Genomic DNA, 13,079 nt, shown 5'->3' with positions numbered 1-13,079 from the left:
AAGGAGAACGCCATGCTGATGGATGCGAACCAGGCTGTTTTGGTCATTATCGACCTGCAAGGTCGCTTGATGCCGGCCATCCACGATGCCGGCCTCGTGCTGGCGCAAAACCTGCGCCTGGCGAAGATCGCCCGACTGCTCGACGTGCCCGTGCTGGGCACGGAACAGAACCGCCAGGGGCTGGGGCCGAACGTGGAAGAGATCGCCGCCCTGTGCGAACGGACCTTGCACAAGACGCATTTCGGCGCCTGTGCCGACGGTTTGCAGAATATCTTGCCGCCTGGACGCAAACAAATCGTCGTCACGGGTTGCGAAGCCCATGTGTGCATGCTGCAGACGGCCATCGGCTTGCTGGAACTGGGGTACGAGGTCATCATCGCCATCGACGCCGTCGGCTCGCGCCAGGCCGCCAGCCGCGACGCGGCGCTGGCCCGCCTGGGCAAGCTGGGCGCCCATCTGGTGACGGTGGAGATGCTGGCCTTCGAATGGTTGCGCGATTGCAAGCATCCGCGTTTCCGCGAAGTATTGGCGCTGATTAAATAGAAAGCAGGTTTAAGCCAGATCAATCCTGTCGGCCGTCCATTTGCTAGCTTGGTAACAGCGCCGCCATTCCGAGCAGTGCGCCGTCCACATCAGCAAGGGAGCCATCATGGCCTATATCCTGCGGGGCAAGCTGTGCGGCTTGATCTGTGCCGAGTGTCCTGAAGCTTTATCCCACGTCCTCATGCGCCTGTACCGGCCACGCGAGTCGCAAAACGTCACTGCCCTGGCCGTGGCCAGCGCCAAGGAAACCTTCGCCATCCTCACGGACGAGGAAGTGCAGGCGAAAGCGCCCTTCCTGCTGGCCGAGGCGCGCACGGATGACGATGGCAACTACAGTTTTACCCTGGAAGATGATTATCGGGGCGAGGCCGTCGAAGTCGATATCCTGTGCCCCACCGTGCCGCATTTGAAACCGGGGCCGAAAGACCCCGTGCCGCTGCAGTTTTCCATCACCACCATCCAGCCCCGCTGGCGCCAGGTAGAGAACGATTTCCTCGCCGTCTGGGATTATTGCCTGCCGCAACGCTTCTGGTGCCTGGTGCGCGCCCGCTTCGGCGCCTGGACCATCTGCGGCCGGCTGCGCACCTGCGACGCTCCCCACGCGCCGATCGCCGGCGCCACCGTGCGGGCGTTCGACGCGGACTGGCTGCAGGACGATGCGCTGGGAGTGGCGGTGACGGACGCCGGCGGGCGCTTCCGCATCGATTACCTGACGTCGGACTTCACCTTGACGCCGTTTTCCCCATTCATCAACGTGGAATTCGCCAGCGGGCCAGACGTGTATTTCACGGCGCAGCTGGGCAGCGTGACGATCCTGTCGGAAACGCAAGCCAACGGACGCCAGCCGGGGCGCGAAAATGTGGGCCACTGCTTCTGCGTGGAATTGTGTTCGAAAGACGTCTTGCCGCCCGACGTGGAAGGCGTGCCCCACTGGCAGCAGGTGGAAATGTTCGACATCCACCCGTTTCCCTCGCTGGCCGGCTTTTCAGCGCAAGGCTATGCGGGCGGCGCCGGCGCCTCGTATGTGTTCGCCGGCGGTGTCACCTTGAAGGGCAATTGCCCGCTGCGCAACAGCGCCATTCCCGCCAACCCGCTGGAATACCGTTTCCTGATCGGTGAATGGTCCTGGCCCGGCGGAAGCGACGACCCGGCCGCCATCCCCACGGTGGCGCCCGCCAGCCTGGCGCCGCTCACGCAAATCCTCGGCACGCACGTCGGCTATGTGTTTTATACAAACGGACTGGGTCTGGGCGATTCGGCGCCCGTCATCATCGACGCGGGCGATCTGCAGCCTGGCGGCTGGATACGGGTGGACGGCAAGCCTGTCACCGTGGACATGCGCGACGGCACGACGGCCGTCGTCAACGTGGCGCCCAGCATCTTCCTGCGCACGTTTGACTTGCTTGTAGTGAATACGCCGGCCATCACCAGCCTGCATCCTGCCAAGCTGCCGGGCGGCTTGCCCATCCTCGACGCGGGCCGCAGCCTGACGGCCGCCGAGAGCGAACCGATACGCCGCTACCGCCTGGGCTTCGAGGTGCGCGATGGCAATACCCTGGCGCTGGTGGCCACGGACGGGCTCGATTCCATCGTCTTCGACAACTCGCCCGTCATCGTGGCGCTGGACCTGGAAGAGCTGCGCAGCAATGCCTGCAACCCCATCGCGGGCGGCCTCGTGCATATCCTGTACACGATCGACCATCCGCATCTGCGCTTTTTCAATATCACGATTTCCAACAACAACGGCATCCAGCATCCGCCGCCACCGCTGCCGGCCGCCAGCTTCACGCCGCCGCCACCACCGAGCAATTATCTGTTCCGCGGCGGCGCGGGCGGGCCGCATTTATCAGGCAACAATGGCGGCTTCCCCGTCAACGTGGCGCTCGATCCGCCGTGCGCCTACAGGGTGGCCATCGGTTGGCAGACGCGGCATTACCTGGCGTCCAGCCACAGCATCGATAGGCTGTACTGCAAGTAGGCATGCTTCAGAAATAGCGCACCCACGCCCGTTGCGAGGTGCGCTTGTAGCTGGCAAACGCGCGGCAGGGAAAGTACAGCACGGGCATCAGGGCCAGCGCGATCAGCCACACTTGCCAGACATGCTCGACGCCATACCGGGCACCGTGGTTGGCGCCCAGCACGGCTGTCAAGGCGAGACCGATGGCCAGCAGCAGGTATAAATGCAGCAGATAGTAAAACATGGGCGCGCCGCCAAAGGTGGCGCAAGCCCGCGTGAACCAGTTGTCAAGCGACTCCAGCCAGGCCAGGCCCAGCATACCCAGGCCCAGGGTGAACAGCAAAAAGTCCAGCGATGGCGGATATTTCGTGAAGTTCAGCACGCTCATGGCCGTGCGCAAGACCGTGTCGCCCGCCACCCACGGCAGGGTTTCACCATAGATATTGCAACCGCGCAGCACGGCCAGCAACAGCAAGCTGCCTGCGCCCAGCGCCAGCAGCAGGCGCCGCCGCCCCTCCGGCGAACGACTGCGCGCATACAGGGGCCCGGCCGCATAGCCGAGCACGATCACGCCTATCCACGGCAGCAACGGATAACTGACCTTGATCTTCATGGCGCCGTCCGCCACCAGATACCCCCGTTGCAGCAGCACCGTCAGCAAATAATAGCCAAGGCTGCCCTCTTCCGCGCGCAAGCCCGTGAGCAAATGCTGGCCCGCGATGATCGCCACGCCCAACAGTGCCAGCACTTTCAACGGCAACTGGTGCAGCACGGCCAGCGCCATCATGGCCAGGCCGATGACCCAGATCACCTGCAGATACAGCACGGCTGGCGGAAACGCCCCGCTCCAGGCGAAATTGACGAACACCAATTCCAGCACCACCAGCAGCAAGCCCCGCTTGAACAAGAAGCCCGTGGCGCTGCGGGGCCCGGCGGCCGGATGCGCATACAGCCAGGCGGACAAGCCCGTCAGGAAAACGAACATGGGCGCGCACACGTGGGCGGCCAGCCGCGTGAAGAACAGGGCCGGATCGACACTGGCCGCATCCATCGGGTCGCTGACCTGGTGGTGTAAAAAGACAGTTTCACGCACATGGTCGAACAGCATGATCAGCATGACGAGGCCGCGCAGCACGTCGATGACGGCGATGCGGGTGCGCAGGGTGGCAGAAGAAGTCGATGTCATAGTGATTGCTTAAAAACGGTAATGGGCATGCAAGGTCACCGTGCGCTCCGCCCCCGGCGCCACCCACAACTGGCTATACGAACTCGCATAGTAACTGCGGTTGAACAGGTTTTCCACGTTCAGGGCCAGGCGCAATTGTGCGTTGGGCGAATACGATGCCAGCAATCTGGCCGTCGTGTAGGCCGGCAGAGTAAAACTGCTGCTGACGGCCACGTCGCCCAGGCGCTCGCCCACATATTGCACGCCGCCGCCCACGCTGGCCGTGCCCGTGGCCAGCGCAAATTGCTGGGTGGCCAGCAGATTGGCGCTGTGGCGCGGCACGTTGGCGAAGCGGCTGCCCGTCACTATCGTATTGTCGCCGCGCGTGACGGTGGCGTTGGTGTAGGCATAGGCGCCCGAGACGCGCAAGCCGCGCGCCACTTCGCCCGACACGTCCAGTTCCAGCCCCCGGCTGCCCACCTCGCCCGCCGCGATGGCGAAATCCGTGTTGGCGGGATTCGTCGTCAGCACATTGCTCTTGCGGATGTCGTACACGGCCACGGTGCCCGTCAGCTTGCCCGTTTCCAGCTTGGCGCCCAGTTCATACGAGCGGCTGCGCTCTGCCGGGAAAGCCTGGTTGGCGATGCTGATGCCGCTGTTGGGCCGGAAGCCCTTGGCCGCGCTTGCATACAGCGACCACATTGTCGACGGCTGGTAGACGAGGCCCGCGCGGGGACTCGTGGCCGACAGCGACTGGCGGTTGCTCACGTTCAAGCGATTGTTCGTCACGTCCTGCGTGTACGTATCGTGGCGCACGCCGACCAGCGCCTTCCACTGCGCGCCCAGATCCAGTTGATCCTGCGCATACAGGCCGCGCGCCTTTTGCCCTTCCTGCGTGTCGATGGACAGGGCCAGCGGATCGGCCTTGCCGCCATACGCGGGATTGAAGATGTCGATGGCATAGGCATTCGCGGCCGAAGGATTGCGCCGCAGCTGCACCCGGTGGTCGTCAAAATGATAGGCGTCGACACCGGCCAGCACCTCGTGCGCCAGCGCCCCCGTCATGAACTTGCCCAGCACTTCGACACGGGCCGACACGTCGGTGGCGGAAAAATCGCGGTGGCGGCGCTGGCGGTTCAGGGTGCGTCCATCGGCCAGCAGCTTGTTCGCCTCGGTCGAATAACCGCTCAATTCGCTGTCGCGGTAGGAAGCCCCTGCCTGCACCGTCCAGTCTTCCGACAGCGCGTGGTGGATGAACAGCTGCTGCCCCAGCGACTTGACCGTCATGGGCCCGTCTCCCGGTTCGCCCAGGAAGCGCGAGACGGGGACAAGACCCAGCTGGCCGTTCACTGCCACCACGCCGCGGTCGAACGGCGCGCGCTGGCGCACCGCTTCGATTTCATACGACACGGTCGTGTGCTCGCCCAGCAGCCAGAGAAACGAGGGAGAAAACAGGCTGCGCTCGACCTTCAAGGTATCGCGGAAACTGTGCCCTTCTTCATGCGCCGCGTTCAGGCGGTAGGCGATGGTGGCGCTCAGCGGTCCCGTCAAATCCAAAGCTGCGCGGCGCGTCTGGAAGCTGCCGAACGACACATCGGCGCTGTACTCGGGCGCGAATTTCGGCTTCTTCGTCGTGATGTTCACCGTGCCGCCCGGCTCGCCCCGGCCGTACAGGGCCGAAGCGGGGCCTTTCAACACTTCGATGGCCTGCGTATTGCCGCCGTCGCGCATGCCGTTGTAGCCGCGGCTGGAACTGAAACCGTTGACCATGTAGTCGGAGCCGAAATTCGGGTCGCCCGTAAAGCCGCGCATGGCATAGCTGTCCCACAAACCGCCCAGCGGACTTTGCTTCGCGATGCCGCTGGCCAGGTCCAGCGCGCCGGCCAGGGTCGTCACGCCGGCGTCGCGCAGCAAGTCGCCGGTCAGCACGCGCACGCTTTGCGGCAAATCCATCAGCAAGGCATCCGTCTTGGTGGCGCCCGTGGCGGACAGGCTGCGGTAATGCTGGCGCTCGGCCTTGACAGTGACGACGTCCTGTGCGTCGGGCTTGTCGGCAGCAGGGTCAGCTGCCAGCGCCAGGGGACTGGCGGCGGCAAGCAAAAGCGCCACGGGGCGGCGTAAAAACACGGACATGGGATTCCTGACAATGGACAATTCAATGCAATAGGCTTGCATTATAATTGATAATCAATTCTCATTAAAGCCTTCGTGAAAAATCTGCGCCAGGAACTCCACAAACACTTGCACCTTGGCCGCGCGCAGCTGGCGCGGGTGGAAGAGCGCCCACAGATCCGGCCCCCGCGTGCGGAACGGTTGCAGCACGGGCACCAGAGTCCCTTCGCGCAAGGGCTGCAACACGGAGACGGACAGGGCCTGGACGACGCCGCAGCCGGCCTGGGCGGCGGCGATCATCGATTCGATATGGTCGAAGGCCAGGGCGGCCGGCGGCGTGTGCGCATACGCCGCATCGCCCTCCCCGGCCTGGAACAGCCAGGGCCGCACCTGGCGCGATTTCGGGTACAGAAAATGCAGGCAGGCAAACTGGTCCAGTTCCTGCGGCGTGCGCGGCGTGCCATGCCGGGCGACAAAGGCGGGCGAGGCGCAGCACAGATAATCCATGTTCAGCAGGCTGCGCGCCACCAGCGATGAATCCTGCGGTGCGCCGATGCGCAGCATCACGTCGATGCCCTCTTCCACCATGTCGACCAGGCGGTCGCTGACCGTCAGGCGCAGGGAAATGTCGGGATAGGCGGCGGTAAAGCGGGGCAAGGCGGGCGCCACCAGGTTGCGGCTGATGCTGCTGGGCATGTCCACACGCAAGCTGCCCGATGGCCGCTCGGCCGCCTGCAGCAAGCTCGTTTCCAGCGCCGCCATGTCGGCCAGCACCTGGCGCGCCTGCGCATGGCACTGCCGGCCTTCGGCCGTGAGCGACATGCTGCGCGTGGTGCGCTGCAAGAGACGCACGCCGAAATGCTTTTCCAGCGCCGCCACCTGGTTCGTCACGGACGACGTGGAAATACCCAGGCGCTGCGCCGCCTTGCTGAAGCCGCCCGCCTCGACCACGGCGCAAAACACGTGCATTGCTTCCAGCCTGTCCATGCCGGTCTCCTGTAATTCTTTGATTCCGGCGATTATCCACGATACTGAAATAGTGCATCGGGATGCGCCCCATTTTTCTTTGGACCGTCCGCGCCTAGACTGGGGCATCAACCACAGGAGATCCCATGCAAGCCCTCGTCCTCAACACCTTTGCCGCCCCCATGAGCATGGCCAACCTGCCCGTGCCGCAGCCCGGCCCCGGCCAAGTCCTCGTGCGCATCGCCGCCAGCGGCGTCAATCCGCTGGACACGAAGATCGCCGCCGGCGCCGCCCCGCACGCCCGGCCCCGCCTGCCCGCCATCCTCGGCATCGACATGGCCGGCACGGTGGCGGCCATCGGCGATGGCGTGACGACTTTTCACGTTGGCGCAACAGTCTATGGCATGGCGGGCGGCATCGGCGGCATCCAGGGCTCGCTGGCCGAGTACGGCGTCTTCGACGCAGCCCTGCTGGCGCCCGTGCCGCCAGCGCTGAGCATGCGCGAAGCGGCCGCCCTGCCCCTCGTCTTCATCACGGCCTGGGAAGGGCTGGTCGACCGCGCCCACGTGCAGGCAGGCGACAGCGTACTCGTGCATGGCGGCGCGGGCGGCGTGGGCCATATGGCCGTGCAGCTGGCCGTCGCCCTTGGCGCCACGGTGTATGCCACGGGCAGCGCGGCCAGCCGCGATGCCATCGAGGCGCTGGGCGCCCGCTTCATCGATTACCGCACCAGCACGGTGGATGACTACGTGGCCGAACACACGGGCGGCGCCGGCTTCGACATCGTCTACGACACGGTGGGCGGCGCTACCCTGGACGCCAGTTTCAAGGCGGCAAGAATCTACGGCGGCCACGTCGTCAGCTGCCTCGGCTGGGGCACGTTCGCGCTGAGCCCGCTGACGGCGCGCGCGGCCAGCTATTCGGGCGTGTTCACCCTGCTGCCCCTGTTGAGCGGCCAGGGCCATGCGCGCCATGGCGCCATCCTGCGCGAAGCCAACAAGCTGATCGAGGCGGGCAAGCTACAGGTGCGGCTCGACCCGCGCCGCTTTACCTTGCGCACGGCGCACGATGCGCATGCGGCGCAAATCGATGGCAGCGCGCGCGGCAAGCTGGTGGTGGATGTGGAGGATTGAACGTCAGCTTGTTTCCCGCGCGCCGAAGCGTTAATATACAAGAATAAACTTGCATATTGATGAGGCCGGGAATGCGTGAAAATCTGGAAAAACTGCTGGCGCAGGGGCGCGACAACGCCCTGCTGCGCTTTGGCCTGGGCGACGCCTGCCTGAAAGACAATGACGCCGAGCAAGCGGCCCTGCACCTGGCGCAAGCCACCGTGCAGCAGCCCGGCTATTCCGCCGCCTGGAAGCTGCTGGGCAAGGCCCTGCACCAGCTTGACCGGGTGGACGAAGCGCAGGCGGCCTGGACCACGGGCGTGACAGTGGCCCAGCAGCAAGGCGACCTGCAAGCCGTCAAGGAAATGACGGTGTTCCTGAAACGCCTGCAAAAACAGCGGCAGGCGTCAGGGTAAAACCGTTTAATGCGCGTGCGCGGCGTCCTTGGCTTCGGCTGGTAACGCGACGCCCCGTTCCTTCGCCAGGCGCTTGGCCAGCAAGCCGCCCGCTTCGGCCGCATAGGCGCGGCAAGCATTCGCATCGATCAGGGGATTGTCCGTGCCGCTGCGCTTGGCGGCCTTGCCCAGCACATCCGTCGTGCCCGGATGGACGGGGATGATGATGTCGCATGGCAAGGCGGCTACCTTGGCGATGCTCGCTTCAAACGAGGCCGAAATGTCAGGCGTGCCACCCTTGCCCGCGCCTTTGCCTGTATAGCGGAAATCGCCGCTCGCATACGGGTTCAGGCTGTCCGCATACACGACGTCCAGGCAGCGGTCGCCTTCGCACGAGGTCCACGTCCACGTCGTGCCGCCCGGCGTGTGGCCCGGCGTCATGTGGGCCGTCAAGGTCACTGGGCCCACCTTGACGGTATCGCCCTCGCCCACCAGGCTGACCTTGCGCACCTTGGCCACATGCACGACGGGATTGGCCTGGTATTGGGGATCATCCTTGCCATTGGTGCCGCTTTGCAGCACCGGGGCGGCCGCTGCGCTGGCCATCACGGTGGCGCCGCTGGCCCGCTGCAGCGCGGCAATGCCGCCTGCATGGTCCCAATGGGCATGCGAATTGAGGATGTATTTCACATCCTCGATGCGAAAGCCCAGCGCCTTGATGTTCGCCACGATCAGGGGCGCCGACTGCGGCAGCGCGCCGTCCAGCAGGATATGGCCTTGCGGACTCGTCACCAGCACGGCGGACAAACCGGCCGTCCCCACATACCAGGTATTGCCAAAGACATTGAACGGCTTGACGGGCGCATTCCATTCCTTGCAATTATCGCAATCGACAGGTTTATCCTGCACCGGTGCGGGGGTCTTCGCCTGCACCGAACCAGCCGCCATGGTCGCAACCGTAGCCAGCATCAACTTCGCCAATAGTGTCATCTTCATCTCCAGAGTGTAAAAAGATGGGCGCCCGCACTGGCGCGCCCGGGGGGGGGGGGTATCAATGCATGCGGCCTGGGCTCCCGGCCAGGGTGTCGCGGATGTGTCCGGCGTCGAGCGAGCGCCGCTGCGCGCCGGCGGCGTCCAGCAGCACCACGGTAACGTGCTTGCCGCCGCTGCGCATGCGCATCGTCAGGCAACTGCCCGCCTCGTTGCTGCTGCCCGTCTTGGACAGCAGAATGTCCCAGCCCTTGCCGCCCACCAGCGGATTGGTGTTGTGCAGGGTGCGCGTCTTGCCATTGACGGCCACGCTCGCCTGCGGGTGGCTGGTGATGCGCGCGATGTCCGGATAGCGCGCGGCCGCCGCGACGATCTTCGCCACTTCGCTGGCAGTGGACATATTCGCCGGAGAACTGCCGACGGGGTCCGTCAAGGTGGTGCGGCGCAAGCCCAGGTGGCGGATCTTCGCTTGCAACGCTTGCGCAAAGGCAGTGTTGCCGCCGGGATAGGTGCGCGCCAGCGCGGCGGCGGCGCGGTTTTCGGACGGCAACAGGGCCAGTTGCAGCAGCGCGCCGCGCGACACGGCCACGCCATCGGCCAGCAGGCTGTGGCGCTGCAACGACGCATCGCCGTCGGCGCGCACGATGCGCAACTGTTCATCGGGATCGAGTCCCGCATCGAGCACCACCATGGCCGTCATCAGCTTGGTGATCGAGGCGATGGGCACGACGGCATCCGCATCTTTCGCCATCAACACCTTGCCGCTGGCGTCATCGAATACCAGCATGTGTTTCGCGCTGACGGGCAAGGCCAGCATGCCGGCGGCAGCCTCGGCCAGCATCGCCCCGTTGACTGCGGGCTTTTCCTGCGTCTGCAACAACAGGGTGGCACAAGCCAGCAGCAAGGCGGGTACGGCCAGTTTCCAGCCGACCGTATCCAGCCCTGGCGCCATCAGGCGTTCTATGCGCGTGAGCAACGCCCCGCCCCGTGCCGACATCAGCAAGCGGGAATGCTGCGGCGCAGCCGTGTGCAGGGACAACGCATGCAGCGCCGTGGCCAGCTGCTGCGGGTCTTGCAGCGCTTGCGCAGCCAGGGCATCGGCCACCTGTTCCCGCTCGGCCCGCATGCGCGCCGACAGCCACCAGACGACGGGGTGAAAGAACAGCAGCGCCTCGGCCACGCTTTGCAACAGGTTGACCAGGTAATCCCAGCGCCGCACATGCGCCAGTTCATGCGCCAGCAGCGCTTCCAGCAAGGCGACGGGCATGCCGCTCAGCAAGGCGGCCGGCAGCAGGATGACGGGGCGCCAGAAACCCACCGTCACTGGACTGGCCAGGCCTGCATGCAGCTTCAGCGGCACTGACCGACTGCCGCGCAAGCCCATGCGCAGCGCCAGCGCATCGAGGCGCGTCTGCCAGATGGCGGGGGCCGCCACAGCCTGGCGGCGCAGCCTGCCGACCCAGGCCAGGCCCAGGCACAGGCGCAAGCTCATCAGGCCAACGCCGGCGCTCCAGGCCAGCACCAGGGCCGGCATCCACGCTTGCAGCGCGGCGCGCCAGGCGGGCGGCGCAGCCATCGGCAGCTGGGCCAGTGATGTGCCCAACAGCAGAGACAGCAGGTGGAGCGAGGGAATGCATAGGCACAGCAGCAGCGCCAGCGCGCACACGGCATAGCGCCAGCGCGCGCTGGCGTGGCGCAGCAGCCAGAGCAATGCAGCGGAGACGGCGCCGACGATCAAGCCCTGCCAGACAAAATACAGCAAGACCCAGCCCAGCGCAGGGACAAGGTTGCCCAACTTTATGCCCAGGTCCAGGTTCATGGCGCGCCGCCATCCTTGCTGCGCAGGATTTTTTCAATTTCCAGGCGTTCCGCGTCGCTCACGTGTTCGCGCAGCGCCGTCAGCACGAGCGCCTTGCCGGAACCGGAAAACACCTTGCCGATCAAGTCCTTGAGCAAACTCGTTTGCAACTTTTCCTGCGCTTCGACGGCCGCATACAGCTGCGGCCGCTGGCTTTCATCGCGGCTCAGCAAGCCCTTGCCATGCATCAGTTGCAACTGGCGCAGCACGGTGGCGTAACTGGCGTCGGCACGCTCAGCGGCCAGCGCGTCATACACGGCGCGGGCGTCGGACGGGCCGCGCTGCCACAGGATGCGCAGCAGGTCCAGTTCGGCGGCCGTGGGATGGGGAGTGGAGGTATTTTTTAACATGCCGCTAGAATACCCAGTCTAGAACTCAATGTCTAGAACTTTTTTTCTAGACTGCTGGACTGGTCTAGAATTCGCGCAAGCGGTCGAACAGCGCCAGCAAGGCCGCCTCATCGACGAGCGTGGCGCCCTGCCCGCCCAGCTGCCCACGCAGCTGGGCCAGCAGCTCGGCCAGCACCGTGTAGATTTCCTCGCGCTCGACCGTCTCGATGATGCTCGTGCGCCGCTCGATCTTGTTGAAGGCATCCACATAGGCGGCGACCATCGTTTCCAGCGCGGCGGCCGCCGCCGTCGCCTGCATGGCGGCATCGATGCCGCGCGTCACGGCCAGCATGTTCTTGTAGGCCAGCGCCGCCTTTTTCGCATACGCGGGGGAAATATGCTCGCGGCCATCCCAATCGCGGAACGGGTTGAGCAGGTTATCCGCCAGCCATTCCGGCTTGCGTGCCTTGGTCACCGACAAGTCCAGTCCCAGCGCCGCCGCTGTCTTGTAGCCGGCCTTGATGGCCTTGGCGACATCCGCTGGCAAGCTGGTCAGCCACAAGGCCGACAGCTTCGGCAATTGCGCGGCCGATGGAAATTCCTCCGCCGTGAAACCGAACAGGTCATAGGCGGTGAACGTCCGCAGCTCGGTCAGCCGCGCAAGGCTGGCCATCTGCGACGCCAGCCCAGGCTTGCCCCAGATGCGCAAGGATGTCAGGTGGGGAAAACGCTGCGCTACATGCGCCAGATCAACGTCCTTCATGCCGATCAGCGACAGGCCGCCCAACTGGCCGAGACCGTGGAACGGCGGCAGCGCGTGCGTGCACTGCAGTGTCAGGTGGCGGCCGTCCGCGCCATCGTCGATGCGCAGCGCCGGCGATGGCGCGCTGCGCAGCGCGAGCAGGCTCAAGCCTTCGTTCAAGACCAGGCGGGTGACGCCATCGGGCTGCAGGATCAGGCGGCTCAAGCCGCTGCCGCTGAAGTCGAGCGCATGCACCGTCGATGATTGCCAGTCCAGCTCATTGATGAAGGGATTGCCCTGGATAAACTCCATCAATGCCTGCGTGCCGTTGCAAGTCTCGATCGACATCAGGCAAGGCAGTTGTTCCAGCTCGGACACGTCGCCCAGCGCCTGCAAGACGCTGTCATTGATTTTCGTCGCGTCCTGCCGGAAGACCTGGCCGCCCAGCGTCACTTCACGCTTGTCCGATGCGGCCTTGAACTGCTGGCGCCGCGCCGGATCGATGCGCTCCCAGTTGCGCTGGCGCAGCACGCTGTCGCCCACGTACCAGGCACTGCGGTAGCTATTGACTTCCACATCCACCAGCGGCGCGATATTGCCAACGAGCGTATAGCCAGGCGGCACGTTCGCCGTGGCATAGCAGTGATCGTGGCGATTGTTCCAGAAGAAATAATCGCACAGCAGCGGCCGCATGGCTTGCACGGCCGCCGCATCGGGCAAGGCGTCACCGGTCCAGTCCAGCTCCAGCACGGCAGCTACGGGCCTGGACGAGGATGCATCCTTGATGCGGGTGACCTGGCAAGCCACATACTGCTGCAGCTCGGACGAAAACACACTGTAAACATCTCCAACATTCGCTAGCACGCAACTTCCTTTTCAAAACACCTGACGGTCGAATGTTGAAAGATAG

11 protein-coding genes are annotated in these 13,079 nt (G+C 65.0%); 4 read left to right on the top strand and 7 right to left on the bottom strand.

Annotated elements, in window-relative coordinates; genetic code table 11:
- Positions 1-12: 12 nt before the first annotated feature.
- Positions 13-543, top strand: coding sequence for an isochorismatase family protein (locus U0004_RS12360; protein WP_070258946.1), 531 nt, complete (start codon positions 13-15; stop codon positions 541-543).
- A gap of 106 nt (positions 544-649) precedes the next feature.
- The gene (locus tag U0004_RS12355; RefSeq protein WP_070258948.1) at positions 650-2,521 is read left to right on the top strand and encodes a transthyretin-like family protein; all 1,872 of its coding nucleotides are present in this window, start codon (positions 650-652) and stop codon (positions 2,519-2,521) included.
- 7 nt (positions 2,522-2,528) lie between these two features.
- Here the strand turns inward: U0004_RS12355 and U0004_RS12350 are convergent, their stop codons facing one another.
- Genes U0004_RS12350 through U0004_RS12340 form a run of 3 tightly spaced genes read right to left on the bottom strand, consistent with a single transcriptional unit; the run spans position 2,529 to position 6,764 of the window.
- Positions 2,529-3,686, bottom strand: coding sequence for a DUF1624 domain-containing protein (locus U0004_RS12350; RefSeq protein ID WP_070258950.1), 1,158 nt, complete (start codon positions 3,684-3,686; stop codon positions 2,529-2,531).
- A 9-nt stretch (positions 3,687-3,695) separates the two neighbouring features.
- The gene (locus U0004_RS12345; RefSeq protein ID WP_070259268.1) at positions 3,696-5,798 is read right to left on the bottom strand and encodes a TonB-dependent siderophore receptor; all 2,103 of its coding nucleotides are present in this window, start codon (positions 5,796-5,798) and stop codon (positions 3,696-3,698) included.
- 54 nt (positions 5,799-5,852) lie between these two features.
- Complete coding sequence (locus U0004_RS12340; RefSeq protein ID WP_070258952.1) at positions 5,853-6,764, bottom strand: LysR family transcriptional regulator; 912 nt, start codon at positions 6,762-6,764, stop codon at positions 5,853-5,855.
- Between the two features lie 125 nt (positions 6,765-6,889).
- On the opposite strand from U0004_RS12340, the gene U0004_RS12335 reads away from it, so the two are divergent.
- Complete coding sequence (locus U0004_RS12335) at positions 6,890-7,876, top strand: zinc-dependent alcohol dehydrogenase family protein (RefSeq protein WP_070258954.1); 987 nt, start codon at positions 6,890-6,892, stop codon at positions 7,874-7,876.
- A gap of 71 nt (positions 7,877-7,947) precedes the next feature.
- Complete coding sequence (locus U0004_RS12330; RefSeq protein WP_070258956.1) at positions 7,948-8,271, top strand: tetratricopeptide repeat protein; 324 nt, start codon at positions 7,948-7,950, stop codon at positions 8,269-8,271.
- Between the two features lie 6 nt (positions 8,272-8,277).
- Here the strand turns inward: U0004_RS12330 and bla are convergent, their stop codons facing one another.
- From bla to U0004_RS12310, 4 genes are all read right to left on the bottom strand, one after another.
- Positions 8,278-9,219, bottom strand: a complete 942-nt coding sequence (bla, locus tag U0004_RS12325) for a subclass B3 metallo-beta-lactamase (RefSeq protein ID WP_254676152.1) — start codon at positions 9,217-9,219, stop codon at positions 8,278-8,280.
- Between the two features lie 82 nt (positions 9,220-9,301).
- Positions 9,302-11,059: a M56 family metallopeptidase gene (locus U0004_RS12320; RefSeq protein ID WP_070258958.1), complete on the bottom strand. Its 1,758-nt coding sequence runs from the start codon at positions 11,057-11,059 to the stop codon at positions 9,302-9,304.
- Positions 11,056-11,448, bottom strand: coding sequence for a BlaI/MecI/CopY family transcriptional regulator (locus U0004_RS12315; protein ID WP_034757543.1), 393 nt, complete (start codon positions 11,446-11,448; stop codon positions 11,056-11,058). Before U0004_RS12315 ends, U0004_RS12320 begins: the two co-directional genes overlap by 4 nt.
- A gap of 64 nt (positions 11,449-11,512) precedes the next feature.
- Positions 11,513-13,003: a hypothetical protein gene (locus U0004_RS12310; RefSeq protein ID WP_217495266.1), complete on the bottom strand. Its 1,491-nt coding sequence runs from the start codon at positions 13,001-13,003 to the stop codon at positions 11,513-11,515.
- Between the last annotated feature and the right edge of the window lie 76 nt (positions 13,004-13,079).

The sequence above is a fragment of the Janthinobacterium lividum genome (genome assembly GCF_034424625.1).
GTDB lineage: Bacteria > Pseudomonadota > Gammaproteobacteria > Burkholderiales > Burkholderiaceae_D > Janthinobacterium > Janthinobacterium lividum.
Note: the sequence above shows the minus strand (reverse complement) of the source record. Positions and strands in the feature narration are given on the sequence as shown.